Raw genomic sequence first — 24530 nt, forward strand, 5'->3', positions numbered from 1 at the left:
TTTGTGCCAACTGCGCAATAAATATATGAGAAAATCTTTGCTAAAACTATTAGTAGCTGGGGTTCTGTGTTTTATAAGCCCGTTAGTATGGGGCCAGCTCGACAACCGGGCGTTTCAGTACCGCGCCCCGGTCCGGCCGGAGTACGATAACCAGCTGCGGCTGGCCGTGCAGGCCTTTCTGTTTACGAAGGATAACGAATATTTCAACAAGATCTTCGAGGGCCGCACCTACTACGGCACCCAGCTGGCCACGCGCCTGGCGTACTTTCCCAGTCCCAAGCTGCGGCTGGAGGGCGGCATCTTCCTCTACAAGGATTACGGCAACCCGCGCCTGCGGCAGGTGCAGCCGCTGTTCACGGCCATTTACCAGACGGGGCCGCACCGCATCCTGTTCGGCAACATCGACGCCCACCTCAACCACAACTACATCGAGCCGCTGTTCGACTTCGAGCGCGTGATGCTCAACCGGCTGGAAGAGGGCATGCAGTACCAGTACACCACCCGCCGCTGGGCCCTGGATGCCTGGGTGGACTGGCAGCGGCAACAGTACCGCTTCAGCGACTTCCAGGAGCGCATTGCCGGCGGGCTGGTGGCCGATGCGGCTGTAGTGCGCGACTCCAGCGGCTGGCTGGTGCGGGTGCCGTTTCAGTTTCTGGCCATGCACCGCGGCGGGCAGCTCGACACCATCGAAACGCCGCTGCAAACCCTGTTCAACGTAGCCAGCGGCCTGCGCGTACGCAAGGAGGTAGGCCGCAAATTCTTGCACAGCTGGTACGCCGACGCCTACGGCACCTTCTTCCACGACTATTCCTTCACGCGGGAGCTGCCCTACAAGAACGGCACCGGCCTCTACCTGAACCTGGGCGCCGACACCCGCTTTTCGAAAATCCAGCTCAGCTACTGGCGCGGCCAGGGCTTCGTGGCGCCGCAGGGCGGGCCGCTCTACCAGTCGGTTTCGGCCACCGTGCGCAACCCCGCCTACACCGAGCGGAACCGTCACCTGCTCATCCTGCGCTTCTTCAGCGACTACCGCCTCACCGACGGCCTGACGCTCAGCACGCGCTTCGAGCCGTTCTACGACTTCACCAACCGGCAGATCGAGTTTTCCTTCGGCACCTACATCAACTTCAACCGCGAATTCCGCCTGACCACGCTCAAGCGCGAATAAGCGGCGAAAAGACGGAGCCGAACGGCCGTCGGGAAGTCCGGTAGTCAAGGCAATCAATAGGAAAGGGCACCTGATCCGCCGGTTCTGCGCTGTCTATCAGCTGCGCGTTAGGGCGTAGTGCCAGATGCCGACCTCATCGGGGCCTTCGCAGCGGAAGCCGAGGGCTTCGGCGGTAGCCTGGCTGCGCTGGTTGTCGGAGCGGCAGCGCAGGGTGAGGCGGCGGGCATGCAGCACGGCGAAGGCGTAATCGGCCACGGCGGCCAGGGCCTCGCGGGCGTAGCCCTGGCCCTCGGCGGCGGCGGCGAGGTAGTAGCCGATTTCGCCGGTATGAATGCGGGGCGAATCGGGCTGCAGGCTGATGTCGCCCAGGTACTGGCCGGTGCCGAGCTGCCAGATGCCCCACACCAGCAGGCGCCGCTGCCGCCACTGCTCCGTGAACAGGCGCAGCTGCTGTTCCGCGTCGGCGTAGGTGCGCACCGAGGCCACGCGGCGCGGGAAAGCGGGTTGCAGGCGCTCCGCCTCCGCGTCGAGCAGGGCGAAGAAGGCGGGCGCATCGGTGAGCAGGTAAGGGCGGAGCAGCAGGCGGGCCGTGCGCAGGGGCGTCGGCGGCAGCGTAGGCAGAAGCGTCATAGGCGGCGCTATGGCACACGAAAAGCGGGGCGAAACGGTTGCACGCCGCAGGAGTATTGGCGGCAAAAAAGCCGGCCGAAGCGGGGCCGGGGCCACCACCACGGGGAAGCCCCACCCCGTGTTCATGAAGGGGCCAACGACGTGAAAAGGCCCAGGCCCGCTCCGCAGAGCAGCCTGGGCCTGGATCAATGCCGAGGCGGGGCGGTTAGCGCTGAGCCGGCAGCGTCGAAATCAGGGCAGCTTCGGGCAGGTGCGGGTGGCGGTACTGGGCCGGGCTGCCCAAGGACTGCTGGGTGCGCATCACGTTCATCTGCCGGGCGGCCTCGTTGAAAAACTCCAGGCGGCGGATCAGCATTTCCTTGGTCAGCACGCGGCCCTCGGGCGTCTTCATGTAGTCCTTCGCGTCGTCGAGCAGGCGACGCATGATGGCGTTGCTGCTGTCGAAGCTGGCTTCGTACTGCTGCTTGAACTCGGCCACGCGGCTCAGGCCGTCGGTGGTGAGCTGAAACGACGCCCCGCCGTGGTTGAGCACTTCGCTGAGCACGTAGATTTCCAGCGGCAGCGAGGTTTCGAGGGCGGTGGTGCGCAGGTCGAGGCCGGCACGCAGCGCGTCGTCGGCCATGTGCAGGTTGCGGGAAAAGCTGTCGTAGTAGCCTTGGACTTCCATTTCGAAGTTGAGAGGTAAGACGGTGAGATATCAGAAGTGGGATGGACGTCAGCAACCAGTTCGTTGTACGTGGTCGATTACCTCACTTCTCAGGTCTCATCGTCTCATGTCTTACAAAAGTTCTTTTACGATTTGATCCACCGTCACGCCTTCGGCTTCGGCCTTGAAGTTGCGCACGATGCGGTGGCGCAGGATGGCCGGGGCCACGGCGCGCACGTCCTCGATATCGGGGGAGTACTTGCCGTGGAGCAGGGCGTTGCACTTGGCTCCCACGATGAGGTGCTGGGAGGCGCGGGGCCCGGCGCCCCACTCCAGCAGCTGGGTGGCGCGCGGAGTGGCGCGGGGCCCGCCGGGGCGGGTTTTGTGCACCAGGTTCACGGCGTACTCGATGACGTTGTCCGTTACCGGCACGCGGCGCACCAGGTGTTGGAAGGCCTCGATTTCGTCGGCGTGCAGGATTTTTTGCACCACGGGCTTGAGGTCGGCCGTGGTGTTTTTCACAATCTGCAGCTCGGCCTCGTAGCTGGGGTAGTCCAGCGTGATGTTGAACATGAAGCGGTCCAGCTGCGCCTCGGGCAGCGGGTAGGTGCCTTCCTGCTCGATGGGGTTCTGCGTGGCCAGTACGAAGAAGGGGCGCGGCAGCTGGTAGCGCTGCCCGGCCACCGTCACGGCGTGCTCCTGCATGGCTTCCAGCAGGGCCGCCTGCGTCTTGGGCGGCGTGCGGTTGATTTCGTCGGCCAGGATGATGTTGGCGAAAATCGGCCCCTTCACGAAGTGAAATTCGCGCTGCTGGTTGAGCGTTTCCGAGCCCACGATGTCGCTGGGCATCAGGTCGGGCGTGAACTGAATGCGGTTGAAGGAAAGGTCCAGCGCGTTGCTGATGGTTTGCACCAGCAAGGTCTTCGCCAGGCCCGGCACGCCCACCAGCAGGGCGTGGCCCTGCGAGAAAACGGCCGTCAGCATCAGCTGCACCACTTCGTCCTGCCCGATAATGACTTTACCGATTTCCTGCCGCAAGGTGCGGTACGACTGCGCCAGGGCGTCAGCCGCTTCTTTGTCCGAGGAGTATGTGCGCATTAAGGGGAGTTATCAGTTGTCAGTTGCGAGTTGTCAGTATGGTATGGTCGAGGTTCCGCGCCCGGAGGCTGCGTCAGGCCTGACAACTAAAAACTGACAACGGACAACCGCTTATTGTTCGGTATCCAGCACTTTGCAGCCGGCATACTCGGGGTCTACTTCGATAAACACGGTGCCGCGGTTGCGCAAAAACCACTCGTCGAGGGCTTTATTTTTCTTCTGGTTCAGGGCCGCCAGCGCAATCTTCTGGTAGTCGTCCTTGAGGTTGGCCTGGTGGGGCGGGGTATTCGACTTCAGCCAGATGATGCGCACCGCGTCCTTGCCGTCGTCGGTGCGGTAGGGCAGGGGCTGGCTGATGCGGCCCACTTTCATCGTGTCGATGGTGAAGAAGATGGCCGGGTCGAGCTGGTCGAGCGGAATGTAGGAGCTGCCGTCGCGGCGGTTGGCGAGCAGGCCGCCGTTGGCACCCGATTCTTTATCCTCCGACATGTCCTTGGCCGCCTTGGCAAAGGTGATGCTGTCGTGCTGGATGCGCGAGCGGAGCTTGAGCAGCGCCGCCGAAGCCGCATCCACGTCGGCTCCGCCCGAGACGGGCTTCATCAGGATGTGGCGGGTGTTGTAGGAGTCGCCCTTCTTCTCGATCAGCTGAATCAGGTGGTAGCCGAACTGCGACTTGACGATGGGCGAAAGGCCGCCCGGCTCCAGGCGCAGCGACGCCGCCTCGTACTCGGGCACCAGCTCCTTGCGCTTGAAGAAGCCCAGGTTGCCGCCGTCCTTGGCCGACACCGGATCTTCGGAATACTGCTTGGCCAGGGCGGCAAAATCTGCGCCGGCCAGCACCTGAGCGCGCAAATCGTTCATTTTGGCCAGCACGGCCTGCTCGGCCTTCTCGTCGGGCTTGGCCAGCTTCACGATCTGACCCACTTCCACCTCGGTGGAGTAGTAGGGCAGGGAGTCCTTGGGAATCTTGCCGAAAAACTGGCGCACCTCGCGGGGCGTCACCGTCACCTTGCCCGCAATCTGGTCCTGCATCTTCTGCTGCACCAGCTGCTCCTTCACCTGAATGCGCAGCTCTTCCTTGAGCTGGCGCAGGGGCTTGTTGTAGTACTCTTCCAGCTTCTTCTCCGAGCCGATCTGCTGGATGAAGTAGTTCATACGGCGGTTCAGCTCGTTGTTCACCTGCGAGTCTTCCACCACCACCGAGTCGGTTTCGGCTTTGGCCAGCAGCAGCTTGTTGAGCGTGAGCGACTGCAGAATCTTGCACTGAATGTCGGGCGGCAGGGGCTTGCCCTCGGCCTGCTGCAGCTGCTGCTGGTAGATGCCGTCCAGGTCGGAGCGCAGCACAATCTGGTTGTCGACTTTCACGATGATGCCGTCGACCGTCTGGCGGGCGGGGCCCGAGCGGCCTACCCCGGCCAGGGTTTGCGCCTCGGTACTGCCGAAGGCCAGCACGGCCAGCAGCAGCAGGGCGGCGAAACGAAACAAATGGGTCATGTCAGAAGAAAAAGCAACGGTGGCGGGCCCGGCAAACGCCCGATGACGGCCGGCACCTCCACCCCGCTGGGGCAAACGCCAAAAGCGGCCGGTAAATTTCAACATAAATAGCTGCGCAGACAAAAAGCCGGCTTCGCTACCCCCAAAGAGCCCGGCAAACGCGCGGAGGTTGCAGACCCGGCCGCCGGCTCCCGGATGTCATTTGGCGGGGAGCCGCCGCAAAGCCAGGGGCGACGATGCCAGCGGCGTAAAAAAGTGGTGCCACGGCTGCACGCCGTGGCACCACTTAAATCGTCCACAACCGAAGCGCCGCGGAGCTACAATCCGAAAAATCCGTCGAAACGAAGTTCGGCGCAGCCAATCCGTGGTTTACTTGGTCGTAAGCTTGCTCACTTCGGCGTCGTTGACCTTCACCGGGTACTTGCCGCGCAGCTCCTGCACCCACTGCTGCTCCAGGTAGTTCTGGTAGTCGGAGGTAGCCTGGCCGCGGGCTTCGGCGAGGGTTTTGGGGCCAGCGGGCAGCACTTTCTCCACCTTAACGGCGTAGTAGCGGCCGTCCTGCTGCACGGTGTAGGTGCCGGGCTGCTGGGGCACGCCATCCACCACTTTGTTGTCGCCTTTCGGGAAGGCGCGCTGCTGAATCTGCACGCCCAGCGGGTTCTGCGCCTGGTTGTTCAGCATTTCCTCCAGCACGCTGGTCTGGTTGCTGAGCAGCTCGATTTTGGCCACGGCCGCGCCGGGGCGGGCCGCCGTAGCCGAGCTGATGCGGCTCATCGGCAGCTTGCTGTCGGTCAGGAATTTCACCACGCGCTGGGCGCGGTCCTTGGCCAGGCTGGCTTTTTCACCGGCTTTGGTCTGGCCCGTGATGCGTACGCTCAGGGCGCCATCCATAACCAGGCGCTCCAGCAGCCGGGTGCGGTTCAGCAGGGCAGACTTGGTCATTTCCGTCGTGTTGGGGCGGAATTCCAGGGCCGGCGGCATGTCGCGCTGCACCACGTACTGGCCCACGGCCAGCTGCTGCTGGGCTTTCTTGAGCAGCTCCGGCGTAGCGGCGTTGATGACGGTGGCCTGCACGCGCGGCTCCCACTGGTACTTCGCCTGGTTTTCGGTGAAGTACTTCTGCAGGCCCACGGTGTCCTCGATGGCCTTCGACCACACTTTCTCGTCCATCAGCTGGAACAGCAGAATTCCGTCGCGGTACTCTTTCACGAGCATGCGGTAGTCTTCGTGCTTGGTTTCCAGGTTGGCGCGCTCGTACTCCATCAGCGACTGGTCCACGAACTGGTCGTAGAGCAGCTGCATGGCGTAGCTGGGCGAGGTGCCGGGGCGGGCCTGCTGGTGCTGCTCCACGTAGCCGGCGAAGTCCTTCACTGTGTAGGGCTTGGCGCCGATGGTGAAGACGGGCGTGGCGCCGGCCACGGTGCTCTTTTTACCCTTGGCGGCCGGTACGTTGGTCAGCCGGGTCAGGTAGGCATCGGTTTTGAAGCGGCCGGCCGTCAGCGCGGTATCGGCCTGGGCCAGCAGCAGGTCTTTCACCGGGGCCACTTCGGTGAAGTGGTTTTCGGTGCGCACGCGCTTGATGAAGGCGGCGCGGTTCAGCTCCGAGCGGGAGTCTTTGGCCACTTTCTGCTTCAGCCCGGCTTCCGACTGCTCAAAGGTGGGCACCGACTGCTTTTCGATCAGCTTGATGATGTGCCAGCCGTAGGGCGTCTGCACGGGGCCGGCCAGCTGGCCGGGCGTCTGCAGCTTGAAAGCGGCTTCCTCGAACGAGGGAATCATGCGGCCGGTGCCGAAGGGCGGCAGCTCCCCGGCGTTGGCGGCCGAGCCCTGGTCTTCCGAGAACTGGGCCACGAGCTTGTCCCAGTTTTCGCCCTTCTGCAGGCGGCTGTACAGCTCGTCGACCTTTTTCTTGGCCATAACGGAGTCGGCCTTGGGCATGCCGGGCGTGGCGCGCACCATCAGGTGGGCCACCTTGATTTCGCCCTGGGCCGGGCGCAGGTCGTTGACCTTGATGATGTGGTAGCCGAAGCGCGTGCGGATCGGCTGCGACACCTGGCCCACCGGCGTTTTGTAGGCCGCGGCCTCAAACGGGTACACCATCTGCAGAGCCGTGAAGTAGCCCAGGCGGCCGCCGTTTTCGCGGGCCGAAGGGTCTTCCGAGGTTTCGCGGGCCACTTTCTCGAAGTCCTCGCCGCCGGTCACGCGCTGGCGCAGGGCCACCACCTTGTTGTAGGCCGCCAGCGTGTCCTTGGGGTCGGCCTCGGGCGTGACGCGGATGAGAATGTGCGAGGCGTTGACCTCCTTCTGCATGTGCTCGTAAGCCTCGCGCACCAGCTGATCCGTGACGCTTTTCTCCGTCAGGTAGGGCTGGGCCAGCTGCTGCTTGTAGCCCTCCAGCTCGCGCTTGAAGGCCTGCGTGGTGTCGAGGCCCTTGGCTTCGGCTTCGATGACCTTCAGCTTGAAGTTGGTGTACAGGTTCAGGTATTCCTGCACACTGGCCTTGCTGCCGGCATCGGGGGCGGCGCTGTTGTTTTTGCGGTACACGTAGGCAAACTCCGACGCGGGCACCTCGTGGGTGCCCAGGGTCATCAGGACCGGCTGCGGGGTAGAGGTTGCAGTAGTGGGTTTAGCGGCCTGGCAAGCGGCCAGGAAGGCGGCCACCGCGGCGGCGCCGGAAAACAGAATGCGGTTGTTACGCATACAAACTAATTGGCACAAAAAAGCCGTCCGTACGCTAGGTCACGCCCGGCGCGGACGGCTGCTTGTCGCAATGTTACGCAAAAATCGGCGCCTGCCGAAGCCCCGGGGCGGCCTGATGCTCAGGGCAGGCGCTTACTCAGCCGGCAAAAATTGCGCGTGCCAATGGTGGTGTACTCCACGTGGTCCATGATGCGGTTGACGAGGGCAATGCCCACGCCGCCCTTCTTGCCGATGCGGATGTGCTCCTGCAGGTCCGGGTCGCGGTATTCGGTGGGGGAGAAGGACTGCCCGTCGTCCTCGGCTTCGAAGCGAAACTCGTGGTCGGCAATTTCCACCCGGATGTCGAGGTGCTTGTGCTCGTCCTCCTGGTTGGAGTGAATGATCAGATTGGCCACAATCTCGTCGACGGCCAGAATAATCTGGTTCTGCAGAATATCGGAGAGCTGGTGCTCCTGCAGCACGCCCGCCACAAAATCGCGCACCGTCTTCAGATTGCTGCGGCTGCAACTGACGCGGATGGTGTGCTGCATGGCGAAATCGGGCGTAGACAACGAAATTAAACGGCCGTAGCCTCCTGCTGGGTGGGCACAATGGTCATCAGCGAGTCGAGGCCCAGAATCTCGAACACGTTGTGGACTTTGTCCTGCATGTTGAAAAACACCAGCTTCACGCCGGCATCCTGAAAGCGCTGCAGGTGCGAGATGAACACGCCCAGGCCGGCCGAAGAAATGTAGTTAAGGCGCTGGCAGTCAATCATTACCTTGCGGTAGTCGAGCACGTCGGGCTTGGTCAGCTCGGTGTCGAGCGACACCGAGGAGCTGGCGTCCAGTTCGCCGTCGAGGGCGAGGGTGAGGGTATCGGTGGTGGCGTGGGGTACAATTTTCATAGCTGAGTTCTACGCGCGGGTCAGGCGAGGGGTTGGGCGTTCTTGAACTTGATGATGAGCAGGGTCTGGTCGTCGAAGGGCGGCAGGCCGCGGCTGAACTCCTCCACGTCGCGGATGATGCTCTGCTTGATGTCCTCGGCTTCGAGGTAGTGGCTGCGTTCCAGGAGCTTGCGCAGGCGGTCCTCGCCGTACTCCTCGTCCTGGGCGTTGCGCGCCTCCACGATGCCGTCGGTGTACATGACCATCACGTCGCCGGGATTGTAGTCGTAGTACATGTTTTTGATGCGCTTCTCGTAGGCCGCCGGGTCGCGCAGGATGCCCAGGCCGAGGCCTTCCGTCTGGAAATAGAAGGTTTCCTCGGTAATGGCATTGTAGTAGAGCGTGTGGCAGTGCCCGGCCCGCGCAAACGCGAAGCCCCGCTCCTTGTAATCGACGATGTAGAAGGAGGCGGTGATAAACGAGCTGCGCTCCAGGCAGTGGCTCAGGGCCTGGTTGGCCATGGCCATGAACTTGCTCGGCTGCAGGGGCTGGCCCTTTTCGGGCTTATCGAGCAGCATCAGGGAGTGGAAGATGCCCTTCATCTGGGCCACGTGGAAGGCCGCCGTGGTGCCCTTGCCCGACACGTCGCCGATGATGATGGCAATGCGCGAGGCGCTGAGCTGCAGAAAGTCGTAGAAGTCGCCGCCGACCTCGCGGGCGGGCAGGCTGTGCCAACGGATTTCAAACCAGCTGTCGGCCGGCAAAGTCTTCGGAATCAGGCTTTCCTGCACCAGGCTGGCAATCTTCAGCTCCTCCTTTACCCGCTCCGTCTGCAAGGACTCCTGCAGCAGGCGCAGGTTTTCGATGCTGAGCACCGTCTGGTTGGTGAAGATTTGCAGCAAACTCAGGTTTTCGCGGTCGAAGCCCTGGCGGGTTTCCTTCAGCAGGTAGAGCGTGCCGTAGTGGTGCTTGGTGGAGCGCAGCGGCATCACGATGAGCGAGCCGTAGGGTAGCTCCAGGGCGCGGAAGCCGGCGCTGTTGGGCAGGTCGTTGTTGAGGTACTCGATGTGGCCGATGTTGTAGTCGGCCAGCAGGCGGCAGATGCCCTCGCGGGTGGGCGCATCTACCTGATAAGAAAAGCCGGGCGCGTCGCCGTCGGTGTCGAGGTCGAGCCACGCGGCGTCGGCCTCCACCGTTTGCACGGCGGAGTCAAACAGGAGCGAGTAAACCTCCTTTTCGCTTTGCCCTTTCTGAATCAGCTGGGAAAGGCGCTGCATGCTCAGGATTTCCTCGCGCTTCTGCTCGAACACGCCCGCCGTGGGCAGGTTGAACAGGGTCACGAGGAAGCCCATCACGGCGTAGAAACCGGCGAAAAAGCTCGTCAGCACCAGAAAAGCGTGCTGAGCCAGCGGACCGGCCAGCTGCGGGTCGTTCTGCAAGCTGTAGAAGTAAGCCCCGAACACCGTCATAACGCCCAGGATGGCCAGCTGCAGAAATACGATTTCCCACTTCTGGCGGCGGTTCAGGTAGGCAATCCACTGCTGGTGCGCGCTCAGGTACACGCCCAGGCCCGCCAGCACCAGCAGCACCGGCAGGATAAACCAGGAAATCGAGTCGCCGCTGACCAGACGGAACATCAGGGCCACGCCCAGCAGCACCTCAAACCAGCGCCATTCCTGCCGGATGCGCGGCTGGGAGCGGAAAAACACCAAGGACCGCCACGTGTAGCAGGTGCGGGCCAGGAAGTAGACGAAGAGGCCGAGGTTGATGACGTAGAACGCATTCAGCAGCACCGGGCCGCGGTCGGGCACGTAGGCGGCCAGCAGGCGCTCGGCCAGGTGCAGCACCACGCACACGGCCGCCAGGGCGCCGGGCCACACCAGCAGCTGGCGCAGCAGGGGCACAAACTCGGTGCCGCGCAGGCGGTCGGGGCGGGCGCGCTCGTGCAAGAACACGCCGGCGGCAAACAGGGCTTGGGTAGTCAGAATAACCCAATCGGGTGGCAGGCCCCAGCGGGCCGCCGCGGGTGGGCTGGCGCGCAACAACATGCACAGCAACAGCCCCAGCCAACTGAGCACCGCCACGGGCAGGGCTAGCGGAATAAGCTTGCGGAGCAGTGCAATCATGCGTGGTGGTGGAGAGGGCAAGGCGCCGTCAAAAAACGGCAACGGAAGCGACAGGAGGTCCAAGATACGAACCCCCCAGAAAATAGATAAGCCCTTTAACGGGCTTTTAACAAGGAACGGCTGGCAGTCAGCGGGATACCAAAACCGCCGCCCCAAAGTGGGCGGCGGTTCGGCGTAAAGCAACCCTGAAAACGCCCGGAAGCAGCGCCAGCCGCTTCCGGGCCACAGCCAGAATTAGCGGGAGCTGTAGTTGGGTGCCTCGCGGGTAATCTGCACGTCGTGGGGGTGCGACTCGCGCAGGCCGGCGCCGGTGATGCGCACCATCTGGGCCTGCTGCAGGGCGGGCACGTCGGCGGCGCCCACGTAGCCCATGCCGGCGCGCAGGCCGCCCACCAGCTGGTACAGCACTTCGGCGGTGCTGCCCTTGAAGGCCACGCGGCCCACAATGCCCTCGGGCACCAGCTTTTTCACGTCGTCCTCGGCGTCCTGGAAGTAGCGGTCCTTCGAACCTTCCTCCATGGCTTCCACCGAGCCCATGCCGCGGTAGGTTTTGAATTTGCGGCCCTCGTAGATGATGACCTCGCCGGGCGCCTCCTCGGTGCCGGCCAGCAAGGAGCCAATCATGATGCTCGACGCGCCACCGGCCAGGGCCTTCACCGCGTCGCCGGAGAACTTGATGCCGCCGTCGGCAATGACCGGCACGCCGGTGCCGGCGAGGCCGCGGGCGGCTTCCATCACGGCCGAGAGCTGCGGTACGCCGATGCCGGCAATGATGCGGGTAGTGCAGATGGAGCCGGGGCCCACGCCTACTTTCACGGCGTCGGCGCCGGCGTCGGCCAGGGCCTTGGCGCCCGCGGCGGTGGCCACGTTGCCGGCAATCAGCTCCAGCTGCGGGAATTCCTTTTTCACCCGGCTGACCATGTCAATCACGCCCTTGCTGTGGCCGTGGGCGGTGTCGATGCTGATGACGTCGACGCCGGCTTCCACCAGCGCCTTCACGCGGTCCAGGGTGTCGGGCGTCACGCCCACGGCAGCCCCGACGCGCAGGCGGCCGAACTCGTCCTTGCAGGCGCGGGGGCGGCTGCGGCGCTTGCGGATGTCGCGGTAGGTGATGAGGCCCTGCAGGCGGCCGTCGGCGTCCACCACCGGCAGCTTTTCCACCCGGTTGTCCTGCAGCACGATTTCGGCCTGAGCCAGGTCGGTACCCACGGGCGTGGTGATGAGCCGGTTGCCGGGCGTCATCAACTCCGTGACGGGGCGGGCCGGGTCCTTCTCGAAGCGCATATCCCGCGAGGTGAGCAGGCCCAGCAGGCGGCGCTCGGTGTCGACGATGGGAATACCGCCGATTTTGTTGTCGCGCATCAGCTTCTGGGCGTCGCCCAGGGTGGCCGTGTTGCTGAGGGTAATCGGGTCGAGCACCATACCACTTTCGCTGCGCTTCACGCGGCGGACCTGGTTGGCCTGCTGCTTGATGCTCATGTTCTTGTGAATGAACCCGATACCGCCCTCCTGGGCCATAGCAATGGCCATGTCGGCCTCGGTCACCGTGTCCATGGCGGCCGAAACGAACGGGATGTTGAGGGTGATGCGGCGGGTGAGCCGGGTGCCGGCGTCGGCGTCGCGGGGCAGAACCTCGGAGTAAGCTGGCAGCAGCAGTACGTCGTCGTAGGTCAGGGCCTCGAAGGCAATCTTGGCGGCGGGGTCGGCGGCCATAGGCAAAAGGCTTTTAGCGTGGTTTACTCCTCTTGCCACGCAAAGCTACGGCGAATTCCCTACTCTGCCCAACGCAGGGACTTACTTAATGGAAAGCTAACCGGATCGGGGTTGGCCGATTCGTGTGCTGTTAGACCGGCATGCCGAGCGCAGCCGAGGCATGACGGTCCGGGGCCCGGTTCAAGCTGATTCAATAAACCGCCGGCAAAGCAACGGGCGCCGATGATTCCGGGCGCAGATCCACGTTGAGCAGCAAGCTCAGCTGCAGGGTGTGGTTGTGCTCGAACACGCGGCCGTTGCGCTGCTGCAGCAGCTGATTCAGGTAGCCGGCTTCCAGGCGCACCAGGCGGGAGGCGGCGTAGCCCAGCCCGACGTACAGCCGGTTTTGGTCGAACACGTTGGCGGCGTGGCGGCCGAAGTTGAGCATCACTTCGTCGGCGGCGGTGAGGTAGGGCATGCGCGGCGCAATGCGGGGGCCGAACAGCGGCAGCAGCACGCCCAGCTGGTAGCGGGCGCGGTGCTGGAAGGTGTAGCGGCTGGCTTCGGGCCAGCGAATCCAGCGCTGCTCCAGGCGGTAGCGCTGCTGCAGCTGCACCCGGCCGCTGGCGTCGCCCAGCTGCAACTGCTCGTAGAAGCCGTGCTCGGGGGCTACGTCGGCGGCCGGGAAGGCGCCGTAGGGGTACACTTTCTGGTAGATGGCGCCGGCGCTGAGCAGCAGCTGGGGGCCGGCGTAGTAGTCGGCGGCCAGGCGCAGCACGCTTTGCTGGGGCCGGCGGCCCGAATCGGTGCGGCGCAGCTGGGCTTCGGAGTAGAGGCCCCACTTGTCGCTGAGGCGGAAGCGGCCGTTGTAGACGCCCCACACGTTGTCGTTGCGGTCGGCCACGCGGCCTTCGGGCAGCTGCTGGGCCGTGGCAAGCAGGGGAAAAACAAGGGCCAGGAGCAGCCCGGCGGCGCGGAAACGTGAAATCATACCGGGGTGGGAAAACGGACGGGCAACCGGTGTTAAGAAACTGTTACCGAAGATCGGGGAATGTTACGGGAATGTTAGGCGCTGGTATGTTAAGTTTTAGCCCTTGGTATGTTATGTTTTTCGGCGGGGCGCCGCCCCGGTAATGCGGGCCCGGCGGTAGCGGCGCCCGCGCCAACTTTGCGTACTTGCAGAGCCGCTCTTCCCCAACCGCTCCCCGCCCGTGTCCAGCTCCCCGAACGAAATTGAAGTCAGCTCCTGGGAGGAGCTGCAGCACGTCCTGTTCCGCGACACCTGGGACGGCCGCATCGGCCGGTTCCGCTCGCCGTTTGTGTACCGGGGCGTCCGCTCCCGGGCCTACACCCTGAGCACCAGCCTGCAGCGTCTCGGCGGGCCCTACCACGAGCTGGAGCACCACCTGCTGCGCAACTTCCGCAAGTACGCCCACGACACGGCCATTCCCGACCAGGCCTCGGTGTGGGACTGGCTGGCCGTGGCCCAGCACCACGGCCTGCCCACCCGCCTGCTCGACTGGACGTACTCGCCCTACGTGGCCCTGCACTTCGCCACCGACGACCTGGAAGCCTACCACCAGGACGGCGTTATCTGGGCGCTGAACTACGTGAAGGCAGCCGAATACATGCCCGCCCGGCTGCGCGAGGCCCTGCGCGCCGAGGGCTCCAACGTGTTTACGCCCGAGCTGCTGCAGCCCGTGTGCCGGAATCTGCGCGAGCTGGAGGAAATGCAGCCCGAGCAGCCGTTTCTGCTGTTTCTGGAGCCGCCTTCGCTGGATGCGCGCATCGTGCACCAGTACGCACTGTTTGCCCTGATGTCGACGCCGCACGCCAACCTGGACAGCTGGCTGGAAGAGCACCCGGAGCTGTTTTACCGCATCATCTTGCCGGCCCGCCTGAAGTGGGAAACCCGCGACAAGCTCGATCAGGCCAACATCACCGAGCGGGTGCTGTTCCCCGGCCTGGGCGGCCTGAGCCGCTGGCTGCACCGCCACTACAGCCCCACCACCGGCCACGGCGGGCAGCCGCTCGGCTCCGGCCAAGACTTGCTGGGCTAGCACCGCGGGCCGAACCGGCAGCAGGCATCCCGCCCGGGGCCGTACGTGCTGCCGTAACGTATTCGTCACCCCCAATCAGCAAGCCCATGCTCATTGCCCAGCTCAGCGACACCCACATCAAGGACGGCCACGACGAACCCACCGAGCGGCTGCGGGCCGCCGTGGCGCACCTGCTGCGCCTGCCCGCCCCGCCCGCCGTGGTCATCGTCAGCGGCGACTGCACGGACACCGGCTCGGCCAGCGAATACGCCGCGTTCCGGGAGGCGCTGCGGCCGCTGACGATGCCCGTCTACGCCATTCCGGGCAACCACGACCAGCGCCCCGGGCTGCGGCGCGTGATGGGCGAGCAGGGCCGCCAGGCGCTGCCGGAGCTGGTGCAGTACGTGGTGGACGACGCCGGCCCGCTGCGGCTCATCGGGCTGGATACCCTGCTGCCGGGCCACGACAGCGGCCTGCTCGACGTGCCCCGCCTGGATTGGCTGGCCGAGCGGCTGGCGGAAGCCCCGGCGCGCCCGACGCTGATTTTTATGCATCACCCGCCTTTCCCGACGGGCCTGTACGCCTACGAACAGATGGGGCTGGCCGGGGCCGCCGCCTTCGAGGCCCTGGTGGCGCGGCACCCGCAAGTGCAGCGCGTGGTGGCCGGGCACGTGCACACGGGCATCACGCGGCGCTTTGCCGGCACCATCGCCCAGACCTGCCCCTCCACGCTGCACCAGCTGCTGCCCGATGCACGCGAGAAGCAGCGCCTGCACGTAGTGATGGAGCCGCCCGCCGTGCTGCTGCACGTGTGGGACGACGCGGCCGGGCTGCTGAGCTACACCAGCACCATCGGCGCGCACGGCCCGGTGGTGGAGGTGTACGACGGCGCCGAGTGGCTGATGCCGCCCAGGCCGGTGCGGGAATAGCGCCGCGCCACCAGGCGCATTCGGGTGGCCGACACGACCAGCGCCGGGGGGCTGCCCGGCACTGGCTTGCGCCCCGCAGACGCGCTGGACGGGCGAAATGCTAGCCGCGGCAGCGGGCGCACCCCGGCGCTTGGCCGGGAGACGCCCGCTGCCGCGCTACAGCCCTTCCAGGCGCCGCTTGGTGAGCTTGGTGGGAATGTGGTTCATCGGGTCGTCGGGCCAGGGGTGGCGGGGGTAGCGGCCCTTCAGGTCCTTGCGCACCTCGAAGTAGCCTTTTTCCCAGAAGCTGCGCAGGTCGCGGGTGACCTGGGCGGGGCGGCCGCCGGGGCTGAGCAGGTGCAGCAGCAGCGGCACCCGGCCGGCGGCCACGGCGGGCGTTTCCACCAGCCCAAACAGCTCCTGCAGCTTCACGGCCAGCACCGGCGCGGCCGCGTCGCCGTAGTCGATGCGCACGTGCGAGCCGCTGGGCACTTCCAGGTGCGAGGGGGCGAGGCGGTCCAGTTCCTGGCGCTGGCTCCAGCCGCCGGGCAGGCGCTGCAGCAGCAGCTCCGCCACGTCGAGGCGGCCCACATCGGCGAGGCTGCGCAGGCCGGCCAGGTTGGGCGCCAGCCACTCGGCCGCGTCGGCCAGCAGCGCTTCGGTGGACACGGCGGGCCAGTCGGCCGGGGCGAGGTGGTGCAGGAAGCCCAGCCGCTCGCGCACGTGCTGGGCCGCGGCGGTCCAGCTGAGGGCCCGCAGTTCGCCCTCGAGCACGGCCGTGAGCAGGGCCGCCGCTACGTCGTCGGCGCTGGGGTTGGGCAGGTTGGTTTCCGCCAGCACCAGCGCGCCCAGGCGGCGCAGCCGGCGGGCCAGCACCCGGCCAGTGGCGGCGTCGAACTGCACGGCGGCCTGCTCGCTGATCTGCTCCCCGAATAATTCCTCGACTTCCGCCTTCGAAAGCGGGGCGGCCAGGGCGGCGCGGGGTGCGTTGGCAGGCCCGTCGAGGTGGGCGGCGGCGAAAAACACGTCGGAGCCGGCGAAGAACTCGGCCGGCAGCTGCACCCGCTGCCCGGTGACCAGGCGCAGGCGGTCCGGGCCTTCGCGCTGGCCGAGGCGGTCGGGGTAGGCCAGCGCGGCCAGCAGGCCGGCGAGGTCGGGCTCGAGGTTGGCGGCTTGCACGCCGGCCCGGCCGCGCAGGGCGGTAGCGGCTTCGCGCACGCGGCGCAGGCCCTGGCTGTCGGGCAGCAGGCCGGGCAGGGGGGCGCGACCGGTTTGCAGGGCTTCGAGGCGCAGGCGCAGGTCGGGCGGGGCGGGGCGGCCGTCGGTGGCGCGCAGAATGTCGCGCTCGGCCAGCAGGGCCGCCAGGGCGCAGGCGGTGGGGCCGTGGCCCAGCTCCCGGCCGCGCACCACCAGGTGGCCCAGGCGCGGCGGCAAACCCAGTCGGGCCAGCTCGCGGCCGTGCGGGGTGGGCTGGCCGGCGGGTGTGAGGGCCCCCAGGCGCCCGAGCAGCTCCCGGGCCAGGGCCAGGGCCGGGGCAGGCGGTGCGTCGAGCCAGAGCAGGTTCGGGGCGTCGGCGCCCCAGAGGGCCAGCTCCAGGGCCAGGGCGCTGAGGTCGGCGGTGAGAATTTCGGGCGGCAGGTGCGCGGGCAGCACCGCCTGGTCGATTTCGGGCCAGAGGCGGTAGCACACCCCGGGCCCGAGGCGGCCGGCGCGGCCCCGGCGCTGGTCGGCGGCGGCCTGGCTGACGGGCACGGTTTCCAATGTGGTCAGGCCGGTGCGGGCAACAAAGCGCGGCACCCGGGCAAAGCCGCCGTCGACCACCACGCGCACGCCTTCGATGGTGAGGCTGGTTTCGGCAATGCTGGTGGCCAGCACCACCTTGCGGCGGCCGGCGGGGGCGGGGCGCAGGGCAGCGTCCTGCCGGTCCAGCGGCAGCTCGCCGTGCAGCACGTGCAGGTCCACGTCGGCGGGCAGCGTGGCCTCGAGCTTTTCGCCCACGCGGCGCTGGTCGGCCAGGCCGGGCAAAAATACCAGCACGTCGCCGGCCTGGCTGCCGAGGGCCTCGCGCACGGCGGCGGGCGTCAGCTCGGCCAGCCGCTCCCCGGGCCGGTTCGAGAGGCCGGCGGCGCGGCGCGGGCTCAGGTAGATGGTCTCGACGGGGTACATGCGGCCTTCGCTGGTCACCACCGGCGCCTGCAGCCAAGGACCGAGCCGGGCCGCATCCAAAGTGGCCGACATGACGACGAGGCGCAGGTCGGGCCGCAGCACCTGCTGGGCGTCGAGGGCGAGGGCCAGGCCCAGGTCGGCCTGCAGGCTGCGCTCGTGGAACTCGTCGAAGAGCACGGCGGCCACGCCTTCCAGGGCTGGGTCGTCCTGCACCAGGCGCGTGAGGATGCCCTCGGTCACGACTTCGATGCGGGTGCGGGCCGAAACCTTGTTTTCGAGGCGCACGCGGTAGCCGACGGTCTGGCCCACCGGCTCGCCCAGCAGCTGGGCCATGCGCGTGGCGGCGGCGCGGGCGGCCAGCCGGCGCGGCTCCAGCACGATGATTTTGCCTTCGGCCGGCCGCCAGGGCGCCGCCAGCAAGGCCAGCGGCACCAGCGTGGTCTTGCCGGCGCCGGGCGGGGCCTGCAGCACGGCCCGGTTGCCGGCTTCGAGGGCCGCCAGCAGCTCGGGCAGCGCGGCGCGGATGGGCAGGTCGGGGAAGGTCAACTGGGGAGGTGGTGAGATGGTGAACTGGTGAGCTTGACGTTCTGGCTTGGTAGACGGCACTCACCAGTTCACCATCTCACCACTTCCCTTAATACACCGGTACTGCCGGGTCCACCCGCACCGACCAGGCGTGGATGCCGCCGCGCAGGTTCAGCAGGTTCTGCAGGCCGCGGCGGTGCTGCAGGTAGCTGAGGGCCTGCATGGAGCGCACGCCGTGGTGGCAGATAAGCACCACGGGCTGCTCCGGGCTGATTTCGTCGGCGCGGCGGGCCAGCTCGCCCAGCGGAATCAGCTGGCTGCCCGCGATGCGGCAGTACTCAAACTCTTCCGGCTGGCGCACGTCGATGAGCTGCAGGGTTTCGCCGGCGGCCAGCCGGTCGCGGAGTTGTTCGGGCGTGAGTTCGGGCAGGGACATGGCGGTGAAATGGCGGGGTGGTGAAACGGTGAGTTTGATGGTTGGAGGAGCAAAACCGCGCGAATAGTGCAGCCAGGGCGTCACTCACCATTTCACCATCCCGCCATTTCACCGGCAAAAGTAGGCCGGGAGTCGTTAGCTTTGGCGGTGGGCCCGGTAGCGGCCGGCCCGCCTACGTCCTCACCTCCGTCGATATTTCCTTGCTTGGCAGCATTCTGGTCTGAACTCTGGGCGGCCGTACTGAACAGCTCCGCCCTGGAAGTCTGGGGCTTCGTCACCGGGCTGGCCTGCGTGTGGCTGGTGGCCCGCTCCTCGGTCTGGAACTTCCCCGTGGCCCTGGTGGCCTGTGCCCTGGCCGCCGTGGTGTACGCGCGGGCCAAGCTTTACTCCGACGCCGGTTTGCAGGGCGTGTTCATCGTGCTCGGCATTTACGGCTGGTGGGAATGGGTGCGTAAGCCCGCCGGCGCCCCGGCCGAAGCCGAACTGCCCATCACCTTCACCAGCGGGCGGCTGTGGCTGCTGCTGCTGGCTTTCGTGGGCAGCTTCACCGCCGTTGCCGGCTACCTGTTCGATACCTACACCGACGCCGCCGCGCCCTACCTCGACAACTTCGCCACGGCCGTTAGCATCGCGGCCCAGTACCAGATTGCGCGTAAGAAGCTGGAAAACTGGCTGCTTTGGATTGGTGTCGACGTGCTGTACGTGGGGCTGTATTGGCAGCGCGGCATTGTGCTGTTCAGCGTGCAGTACGTGATATTTCTGGGCCTGGCCGTGTACGGTCTCTGGCAGTGGTGGGCGCTGATGCGCCAGCGCCGCGAAGCTGCCGCTCCGCCCGTCGTGCCGCCCGTCGTCGCCGCCCTCGAAGAACAACCCCGCCGCTAGTCTATGTCGCACCTGTACTCCGCCGCCCGCTGATGCTGCGCGTTGCCCTCACTGGCCCCGAATCAACGGGCAAAACCACCCTGAGCCAGCAGCTGGCCGCCCGCTACGGCACGCTGTGGGTGCCCGAGTACGCCCGCGAGTACCTCGACCGACGCGGCATCGGGCTCGACTACACCCCCGACGACCTCGAAGCCATTGCCCGCGGGCAGCTGGCCGCCGAAGCCGCCGCCGTGGCCGAAGCCGAAGCGCGCGGCCTGCCGGTCATTTTCTGCGACACCGAGCTGCTGGTCATCAAAGTGTGGGCCGAGCACGCCTTCGGGCAGTGCCCCAACTGGGTGCGCGAGCAAATCGAGCAGCACCGCTACGACCTGATTCTGCTGCTGGGCACCGACATTCCCTGGGAGCCGGACCCGCGGCGCGAGCATCCGCACCTGCGCCAGTACTTCTACGAGCTGTACCGCCGCGAGCTGAGCGGGCAGCTCTCGAACTTCGCCGAAATCAGCGGCTCAGAGGCCCACCGCCTCGAAGAAGCCTGCTTTCTGGTCGATACCCTGCTGGGCCGGGTGCCCGATTCCATTCTGCCCGGCCGCGACCCGTTTCAACTTCCCTTATGAGCGCCTATTTCCTTGAAAACGCGCAGTGCCGCGTGCGCGTCAACCAGCACGGCGCCGAGCTGAGCAGCCTCGTCCGCAAAGACCTCGACCACCTCGAATACCTCTGGCCGGCCGACCCGGCGGTGTGGGCCCGCCACGCGCCGGTGCTGTTTCCCATCGTCGGCCGCCTGCCCGAGGACACCTACTACCACCAGGGCCAGGCCTACCGCCTGCCCCAGCACGGCTTCGCCCGCGACCGGGCCTTCGAGCTGGTGCGCGCGTCGGCCACGGAGGTGCAGCTGCGCCTGATGGACGACGCCGACAGCCGGCAGGGGTTTCCCTTCGCCTTCGAGCTGACCATCACCCACCGGCTCCAGGGAACCACCGTGCACGTCATCTGGGAAGTGCGCAACCCGGCGGCCGACGCGGAGCTGCTGTTCAGCATCGGGGCGCACCCGGCCTTCCGCTGCCCGCTGCTGCCCGACGAAACCTTTGAGGACTACGCCTTCCGCTTCGACCACCCGGTGCAGCTGGAGCGCCACTTGCTGCAGGGCGGCCTGCTCAACGGGCAGAGCGAAGCCGTGCCGACCACCGGCCCGGAGCTGCCGCTGACTTACGCGCTATTCGCCCACGACGCGCTGGTGCTGAAGCACTACGACTTCACCCGCCTCGCGCTGGTGAGCCGCCGCAGCCCCCGCGCCGTGCAGCTGCAGTTCGACGGCTTTCCCTACCTCGGCCTCTGGACCAAAGGCCCCGGCGCCCCGTTCGTGTGCATCGAGCCCTGGCACGGCATTGCCAGCAGCGTGGGTGGCCCCACCGAGCTGGCCGACAAGGAAGGCATCCTGACGTTGGCCCCCGGCGCCACGTTCCGGGCCACGTACACCATCAGCGCCGAGTAGCTGGTGGAAATCCGCCCTATTCCCGCCGCCACTACCTACGACCTGCGCCACCGCGTGCTCTGGCCCGACCGGCCGCCGGCCTACGTCGAGCTGCCCGAAGATGCGGCGGGCTGGCATTTCGGCGCGTTCGAAGATGGAAAGCTGGTGAGCGTGGTATCGTTGTTCGTGGATGGGGAAGTAGCGCGCTTCCGCAAGTTTGCCACCGAGCCCGCGTGGCAGGGGCGGGGCATCGGCTCGGCTTTGCTGCGGTACCTCATGCAAGCAGCCGCCGAGCGCGGGGCCCGGCGGCTGTGGTGTGATGCCCGGCAGTCAACAGCCGGATTTTACCGGAAGTTTGGCTTCGGCGTGGACGGGGAGGCGTTTTACAAGGGCCCGGTTTCGTACGTGCGCATGAGCTGCGCGCTGCCGGCCGGGAGCTAGAGCCTCAAAGCAGCATCGGCTCGCGCGGGCGCACCGGGCGGCGGTTGTAGTCGGGCTCCCAGTCGTTGATGGGGCGCGAGATGCCCGGCGGCAAATCCAGGTCGGGCAGGCCGTCGTCGAGCGGCTCGCCGCCGTCGTCGTCGTTGTCGGTGGCGGGCGGACGGGCGGGCGTGGGGCGCGGCATCACCATGAAGTAAGCCAGAATGGTGAGGACCACGAGGGAGTAGATAAGGCTAATCATGGCGGTTTCCGAGCTGGGGTGACCACCGGCGCCACGGCGTCGGCTATGTAGCAGGTAACGGGACAAAGGCCGGCCTGGTTTTGGTCGGGCCCGGTTTTTTGCGCAGGAGTATAACCACAGGTAATATACTTAAGGGTAGCGGGTTATCCTAGCGCCAGCGGCCGCCAGGCAAGCCGAATCAGCGGCGGGCGCCGGACCGCCCGACTCGGCCCGCCACGGCCAAAAACGCCCGTCGCATCGACCCCGCCGCCCGGGATGTTGCCGCCGAGGGTTGCGGCAATCCGCGCCCGCGCCTACCTTTGCGGCGCGTTTAGGGGTGCTTTGCCGTACGCAGCAAGGCTGAGATAATACCCATTGAACCTGATGCGGCTAATACCGACGAAGGGAACAAACGGTCCGCGAGCGAGCAAACCATGACTCCGACCCCTGGGGTATGGCTTCGTTCCATTTTTTTCCATTCACACCTTGTTTAAGTTGTTGAATCTGCCGGGGGCAGCGCTGCTAGCGTGCCTGCCCGTCGGCGCGGCGTGGGCCCAGGGCCCCGTCAGCGGCACCGTCACCGACGGCCGCACCCAGCAGGGCCTGCCCGGGGCCATCATCCTGCTCGACGGCGCCCCCGTGGGCGCTACCGACGCCAGCGGGGCGTTTCAAGTGCCGGCCGTGGCGGCCGGGGCGCACGAGCTGCGTATCACCTTCGTGGGCTACGACGCGGCCACGCGCTCGGTGCAGGGCCAGCCCGGCGCCCAGCAGCTGAGCCTGGCGTTGCAGCCCGGCCGCGTACTGATCGGCGAGGCGCTGGTAACGGCCCAGCGCGCCAACGACCGCACCGGCACGGCCTACACCAACGTGAGCCGGGAAGACCTGGCCAAGCGCAACTTCGGCCAGGACCTGCCCTACCTGCTCGACCAGACGCCCTCGGTGGTCGTCACCTCCGACGCGGGGGCGGGCGTGGGCTACACCGACATCCGCATCCGCGGCACCAGCAACACGGGCATCAACATGACCATCAACGGGGTGCCGCTGAACGATGCCGAGTCGCGGGGCTCCTTTCTGGTCAACGTGCCCGATCTGGCTTCCTCCGTCAGCAGCCTGCAGATTCAGCGCGGAGTGGGCACCAGCCAGAACGGCGGCGCGGCCTTCGGGGCCAGCATCAACATCAGCACCCTCGACAACCGCCGCGAAGCCTACGCCGAGACGCAGAACTCCTACGGTTCCTTCAGCACCTGGAAAAACACCGTGCAGTTCGGCTCCGGGCTGGTGGGTAAGTACTTCACCTTCGACGGCCGCCTCTCGCGCGTGGCTTCCGACGGGTACATGAACCGCGCCTCGTCGGACCTGAAGTCGTACTACCTGGCGGCCGGCTATCAGCAGAAGAACACGCTGCTGAAGTTCATCACCTTCTCGGGCCGCGAAAAAACCTACCAGGCATGGAACGGCGTGCCCGAGTTTGCCCTGACCGGCAGCCAGACGCTGAAGCAGCAGTACGTCGATAACTTCGAGCTGTCGGAAGCCGAGGCCGAGCGGGCCCTGCGCGAAGGCCGCCGCTTCAGCTACTACACCTACGACAACCAGACCGACAACTACCAGCAAAACCACTACCAGCTGCACCTGGCGCAGGGGCTCGGCGCGAACTGGAACCTGGCCGCCACGGCCCACCTCACGCGCGGCTTCGGCTACTACGAAAGCTACCGAGCCGGCCGCAAATTCGTCAACTACGGCCTGCCCAACGTGGTGGTGGGTGCTCAATCGATTACGCGCACCGACCTGGTGGACCGCAAGTGGCTGGACAACTACTTCTATGGCGGCACCTTCGCCCTGAACTACCAGCCCCGCGCCAATGACCGGCTGCAGGCCACCGTGGGCGGAGCCTGGAACCGCTTCCTCAACGACCACTACGGCGAAATCATCTGGGCCCAGTACGCTTCCAGCGGCAGCATCCGCCAGCGCTACTACTTCAACGACGCCACCAAGACCGACTACAACGCTTACGCCCGCGCCACCTGGCAGCTGCTGCCGCGCCTGGGCGTGTACGGCGACGCGCAGGTGCGCCACATCCGCTACAACATCGACGGGGTGGAGCACGAGCCCAACTCGCCCCGGGCCGTGAAGGGCGTAGTGGACGTGAGCACCCACGTAGACTACACCTTCTTCAACCCCAAGGCGGGCGTCACCTTCGCCCTGGCCGAGGGCCAGCAGCTCTACGCCAGCTACGCCATCGGGCAGCGCGAGCCGGTGCGCGCCGACTTCACCGACCGCCCCGCCGGCGACGTCGGCGCCAAGCCGGAGAAGCTTCAGGATTTCGAGGGCGGCTACCGGGCTAGCTGGCCCGATGTGCCCTTCCTGTTCGGCCTGCGCCAGGCCGTGCGCCTCGAGGCCAACTACTTTCGCATGGACTACCGCAATCAGCTGGTGGCCACCGGGCAGCTCAACGACGTGGGTACGGCGCTGCGCACCAACGTGGCCCGCAGCTACCGCACCGGCGTGGAGCTGAGTGGCCGGGTAGCCCTGTTTGCCGACCGCCTGAGCGTGAGTGCCAATGGCACGCTGAGCCGCAACCGCATCCTGAACTACCGGAACGACAGCCTGCCCGGCGACGTGGCCCGCACCACTACCATTTCCTACTCGCCCAGTTTTGTCGGCGCCACCACCCTCGAGGGCCAGCCGCTGAAGGGCCTGCGCCTCGCGCTGCTGGGCAAGGCCGTCAGCGAGCAGTACCTCGACAACACGGCCAGCGCCGAGCGGCGCCTCGCGGCCTATAAGGTGGTCGACTTCCGAGTCCGCTACAGCTTCCGTCCGTCATTCGTAAAGGAAATCGAGCTGGGGCTGCTGGTCAATAACGTGCTGAACCGCCGGTACGCGGCCAACGGCTACACCTACGCCTACCCCGGCGCCGACGGCCGCCTGCAAAGCTTCAACTGGTACTTCCCGCAGGCCCCGCGCAACTTCCTGGCCTCGGTGGGGGTGAAGTTCTGAGCAGGTCGTTAGCTTTAAGCAAACTATCC

21 protein-coding genes and 1 riboswitch are annotated in these 24530 nt (G+C 66.4%); of the genes, 8 read left to right on the top strand and 13 right to left on the bottom strand.

Annotation, left to right across the window (positions count from 1 at the left end):
• Positions 1-37: 37 nt before the first annotated feature.
• Positions 38-1168 carry a hypothetical protein gene (locus DLM85_RS11740; protein ID WP_133257023.1) on the top strand — a complete coding sequence of 377 codons (1131 nt, stop codon included), beginning with the start codon at positions 38-40 and terminating at the stop codon, positions 1166-1168.
• A gap of 96 nt (positions 1169-1264) precedes the next feature.
• Here the strand turns inward: DLM85_RS11740 and DLM85_RS11745 are convergent, their stop codons facing one another.
• From DLM85_RS11745 to DLM85_RS11790, 10 genes are all read right to left on the bottom strand, one after another.
• A complete protein-coding gene (locus tag DLM85_RS11745) occupies positions 1265-1798 on the bottom strand; it encodes a GNAT family N-acetyltransferase (RefSeq protein WP_165822117.1) in 534 nt (177 codons plus the stop codon).
• 205 nt (positions 1799-2003) lie between these two features.
• Positions 2004-2465, bottom strand: a complete 462-nt coding sequence (locus DLM85_RS11750; protein ID WP_111478297.1) for a hypothetical protein — start codon at positions 2463-2465, stop codon at positions 2004-2006.
• A gap of 111 nt (positions 2466-2576) precedes the next feature.
• Positions 2577-3542 (bottom strand): AAA family ATPase, encoded by a 966-nt coding sequence (locus DLM85_RS11755; RefSeq protein ID WP_111478298.1) that lies wholly within the window; start codon positions 3540-3542, stop codon positions 2577-2579.
• Positions 3543-3653: 111 nt separating this feature from the next.
• On the bottom strand, positions 3654-5036 hold the full coding sequence (locus DLM85_RS11760) for a peptidylprolyl isomerase (RefSeq protein ID WP_111478299.1): 1383 nt from the start codon (positions 5034-5036) through the stop codon (positions 3654-3656).
• Positions 5037-5405: 369 nt separating this feature from the next.
• On the bottom strand, positions 5406-7736 hold the full coding sequence (locus DLM85_RS11765) for a peptidylprolyl isomerase (RefSeq protein ID WP_111478300.1): 2331 nt from the start codon (positions 7734-7736) through the stop codon (positions 5406-5408).
• 119 nt (positions 7737-7855) lie between these two features.
• Positions 7856-8266, bottom strand: a complete 411-nt coding sequence (locus DLM85_RS11770) for an ATP-binding protein (RefSeq protein ID WP_111478301.1) — start codon at positions 8264-8266, stop codon at positions 7856-7858.
• 26 nt (positions 8267-8292) lie between these two features.
• The gene (locus tag DLM85_RS11775; RefSeq protein ID WP_111478302.1) at positions 8293-8622 is read right to left on the bottom strand and encodes an STAS domain-containing protein; all 330 of its coding nucleotides are present in this window, start codon (positions 8620-8622) and stop codon (positions 8293-8295) included.
• Positions 8623-8642: 20 nt separating this feature from the next.
• Positions 8643-10727, bottom strand: coding sequence for a GAF domain-containing SpoIIE family protein phosphatase (locus DLM85_RS11780; RefSeq protein WP_111478303.1), 2085 nt, complete (start codon positions 10725-10727; stop codon positions 8643-8645).
• A 234-nt stretch (positions 10728-10961) separates the two neighbouring features.
• Positions 10962-12440: an IMP dehydrogenase gene (gene guaB, locus DLM85_RS11785; RefSeq protein WP_111478304.1), complete on the bottom strand. Its 1479-nt coding sequence runs from the start codon at positions 12438-12440 to the stop codon at positions 10962-10964.
• A gap of 190 nt (positions 12441-12630) precedes the next feature.
• Positions 12631-13410 carry a DUF2490 domain-containing protein gene (locus tag DLM85_RS11790; protein ID WP_111478305.1) on the bottom strand — a complete coding sequence of 260 codons (780 nt, stop codon included), beginning with the start codon at positions 13408-13410 and terminating at the stop codon, positions 12631-12633.
• A gap of 220 nt (positions 13411-13630) precedes the next feature.
• Here DLM85_RS11790 and DLM85_RS11795 point away from each other — a divergent pair, with 220 nt between their 5' ends.
• Both DLM85_RS11795 and DLM85_RS11800 read left to right on the top strand, forming a co-directional pair.
• Positions 13631-14479 (top strand): FRG domain-containing protein, encoded by an 849-nt coding sequence (locus tag DLM85_RS11795; protein WP_111478306.1) that lies wholly within the window; start codon positions 13631-13633, stop codon positions 14477-14479.
• An 86-nt stretch (positions 14480-14565) separates the two neighbouring features.
• Positions 14566-15387, top strand: coding sequence for a phosphodiesterase (locus DLM85_RS11800; protein ID WP_111478307.1), 822 nt, complete (start codon positions 14566-14568; stop codon positions 15385-15387).
• Between the two features lie 156 nt (positions 15388-15543).
• On the opposite strand, the gene hrpB is transcribed toward DLM85_RS11800, so the two are convergent.
• Together hrpB and DLM85_RS11810 are read right to left on the bottom strand one after the other, a co-directional pair.
• Positions 15544-18078 carry an ATP-dependent helicase HrpB gene (hrpB, locus tag DLM85_RS11805; RefSeq protein ID WP_111478308.1) on the bottom strand — a complete coding sequence of 845 codons (2535 nt, stop codon included), beginning with the start codon at positions 18076-18078 and terminating at the stop codon, positions 15544-15546.
• Positions 18079-18166: 88 nt separating this feature from the next.
• A complete protein-coding gene (locus tag DLM85_RS11810) occupies positions 18167-18493 on the bottom strand; it encodes a rhodanese-like domain-containing protein (protein WP_111478309.1) in 327 nt (108 codons plus the stop codon).
• A gap of 204 nt (positions 18494-18697) precedes the next feature.
• Here DLM85_RS11810 and pnuC point away from each other — a divergent pair, with 204 nt between their 5' ends.
• Genes pnuC through DLM85_RS11830 form a run of 4 tightly spaced genes read left to right on the top strand, consistent with a single transcriptional unit; the run spans position 18698 to position 21287 of the window.
• Complete coding sequence (gene pnuC / locus DLM85_RS11815; protein ID WP_165822118.1) at positions 18698-19375, top strand: nicotinamide riboside transporter PnuC; 678 nt, start codon at positions 18698-18700, stop codon at positions 19373-19375.
• Between the two features lie 32 nt (positions 19376-19407).
• Positions 19408-19989 carry an AAA family ATPase gene (locus DLM85_RS11820; protein ID WP_111478311.1) on the top strand — a complete coding sequence of 194 codons (582 nt, stop codon included), beginning with the start codon at positions 19408-19410 and terminating at the stop codon, positions 19987-19989.
• On the top strand, positions 19986-20867 hold the full coding sequence (locus DLM85_RS11825; protein ID WP_111478312.1) for an aldose 1-epimerase family protein: 882 nt from the start codon (positions 19986-19988) through the stop codon (positions 20865-20867). The genes DLM85_RS11820 and DLM85_RS11825 overlap by 4 nt, the downstream gene beginning before the upstream one ends.
• A 3-nt stretch (positions 20868-20870) precedes the next feature.
• Positions 20871-21287, top strand: a complete 417-nt coding sequence (locus DLM85_RS11830; RefSeq protein WP_341537765.1) for a GNAT family N-acetyltransferase — start codon at positions 20871-20873, stop codon at positions 21285-21287.
• A gap of 4 nt (positions 21288-21291) precedes the next feature.
• Here DLM85_RS11830 and DLM85_RS11835 read toward each other — a convergent pair whose 3' ends face one another.
• On the bottom strand, positions 21292-21528 hold the full coding sequence (locus tag DLM85_RS11835) for a hypothetical protein (RefSeq protein ID WP_111478314.1): 237 nt from the start codon (positions 21526-21528) through the stop codon (positions 21292-21294).
• Positions 21529-21830: 302 nt separating this feature from the next.
• Positions 21831-21934, top strand: a riboswitch (TPP riboswitch).
• A gap of 59 nt (positions 21935-21993) precedes the next feature.
• Between DLM85_RS11835 and DLM85_RS11840 the strand changes: the two genes are divergently transcribed.
• The gene (locus DLM85_RS11840; protein WP_243635935.1) at positions 21994-24501 is read left to right on the top strand and encodes a TonB-dependent receptor; all 2508 of its coding nucleotides are present in this window, start codon (positions 21994-21996) and stop codon (positions 24499-24501) included.
• Positions 24502-24530: the final 29 nt, after the last annotated feature.

Origin of the sequence: Hymenobacter edaphi (assembly GCF_003258365.1) — a bacterium.
GTDB lineage: Bacteria > Bacteroidota > Bacteroidia > Cytophagales > Hymenobacteraceae > Solirubrum > Solirubrum edaphi.

Bases quoted from the DNA above. Each gene is read 5' to 3' on its own strand.
- DLM85_RS11745 (WP_165822117.1), bottom strand. From the start codon at position 1,798: ATGACGCTTCTGCCTACGCTGCCGCCGACGCCCCTGCGCACGGCCCGC.
- DLM85_RS11750 (WP_111478297.1), bottom strand. From the start codon at position 2,465: ATGGAAGTCCAAGGCTACTACGACAGCTTTTCCCGCAACCTGCACATG.
- DLM85_RS11755 (WP_111478298.1), bottom strand. From the start codon at position 3,542: ATGCGCACATACTCCTCGGACAAAGAAGCGGCTGACGCCCTGGCGCAG.
- DLM85_RS11760 (WP_111478299.1), bottom strand. From the start codon at position 5,036: ATGACCCATTTGTTTCGTTTCGCCGCCCTGCTGCTGCTGGCCGTGCTG.
- DLM85_RS11765 (WP_111478300.1), bottom strand. From the start codon at position 7,736: ATGCGTAACAACCGCATTCTGTTTTCCGGCGCCGCCGCGGTGGCCGCC.
- DLM85_RS11770 (WP_111478301.1), bottom strand. From the start codon at position 8,266: ATGCAGCACACCATCCGCGTCAGTTGCAGCCGCAGCAATCTGAAGACG.
- DLM85_RS11775 (WP_111478302.1), bottom strand. From the start codon at position 8,622: ATGAAAATTGTACCCCACGCCACCACCGATACCCTCACCCTCGCCCTC.
- DLM85_RS11780 (WP_111478303.1), bottom strand. From the start codon at position 10,727: ATGATTGCACTGCTCCGCAAGCTTATTCCGCTAGCCCTGCCCGTGGCG.
- guaB (WP_111478304.1), bottom strand. From the start codon at position 12,440: ATGGCCGCCGACCCCGCCGCCAAGATTGCCTTCGAGGCCCTGACCTAC.
- DLM85_RS11790 (WP_111478305.1), bottom strand. From the start codon at position 13,410: ATGATTTCACGTTTCCGCGCCGCCGGGCTGCTCCTGGCCCTTGTTTTT.
- DLM85_RS11800 (WP_111478307.1), top strand. From the start codon at position 14,566: ATGCTCATTGCCCAGCTCAGCGACACCCACATCAAGGACGGCCACGAC.
- DLM85_RS11810 (WP_111478309.1), bottom strand. From the start codon at position 18,493: ATGTCCCTGCCCGAACTCACGCCCGAACAACTCCGCGACCGGCTGGCC.
- DLM85_RS11820 (WP_111478311.1), top strand. From the start codon at position 19,408: ATGCTGCGCGTTGCCCTCACTGGCCCCGAATCAACGGGCAAAACCACC.
- DLM85_RS11825 (WP_111478312.1), top strand. From the start codon at position 19,986: ATGAGCGCCTATTTCCTTGAAAACGCGCAGTGCCGCGTGCGCGTCAAC.
- DLM85_RS11835 (WP_111478314.1), bottom strand. From the start codon at position 21,528: ATGATTAGCCTTATCTACTCCCTCGTGGTCCTCACCATTCTGGCTTAC.